General features: G+C 31.2%; 2 pseudogenes. Both read right to left on the bottom strand.

The annotated features are described in order from the left end of the window. Nucleotides 1-513: pseudogene (locus CQA44_RS12190) on the bottom strand (hypothetical protein); the annotation flags it as partial. Then, nucleotides 513-912, bottom strand: a pseudogene (locus tag CQA44_RS12895) (hypothetical protein); the annotation flags it as partial. The pseudogenes CQA44_RS12895 and CQA44_RS12190, both read right to left, overlap by 1 nt.

Here is a 912-nt window from a genome sequence, read left to right as displayed (position 1 = left end):
AGTGCGAGGAGAGAGGTGATGGGTGAGATTATTAGGAGACTCTTTTTCTTGTTTATCTTGTTCTTGTTTTTCTTTGGTAGTGGCTACGAGGAGGGTTTGATTTTCTAATTGTGGATTGTCCTTATCTCTGTTTATAAAATTTTGAATCTTATTGTTGATTAGTTCTGGTTTTTCCTTACTAGGATTCTGTATCTCTACATTTTGACTAAATCTAGCTTCTATGGCTAAGGCATAGGCAGTGGGTTGTCCTATTTTACGATTATTTTTAGTAATAATTTCTTTAGTCTTTTCATCTTTTGTGTGTTTGTCTTTTATCTCATATCCTAGCTTTATTCCATCTGCATAGATCCACCTAGCAGGAGGCTTTATTTTAGGATTAGGATTCTCACTTTTTAATTTATCTAAGAAAAAATCTATCTCTTCATTTTCATCAATGTAATGTAGCATTGCATAGGTTGCATCTGCTATATCTGCATAATCTTTAGCTTCTTCTATGAATTCTTTAGGTGTCATTAATAAATAACTCCTTTTATTTTTTCTTCTGATATTTTTTGATTGCTTTTTACAAATTTATCATTGATAAGATAAAAAATATTGCCCGAATTAGCTTGAATCGAAGAATCTTGACTAAATCTATATCCCCCATTTGCCTCATCAAATCCATATAGACCATAATCTGTTCTTGTCCCAAAAACTCTTACACGGAAGCTTAAAGGCATTACTTTATCACCACATTTATAGTAGCTTGTTAATGAAATACCATGGCTTAATTTATTATAAACCTCTTCTCCCATATATTCTTTGATTTTTTCATAATAAGGTTTATAAGGTTCAAATTTATCACCACGATCACTAACAATTCCTGCAAAATACTTACAACCATTAGAGAGAGTTTTAGGGTATTTTTTATCA

The sequence above is a fragment of the Helicobacter sp. MIT 14-3879 genome (genome assembly GCF_003364125.1).
Note: the sequence above shows the minus strand (reverse complement) of the source record. Positions and strands in the feature narration are given on the sequence as shown.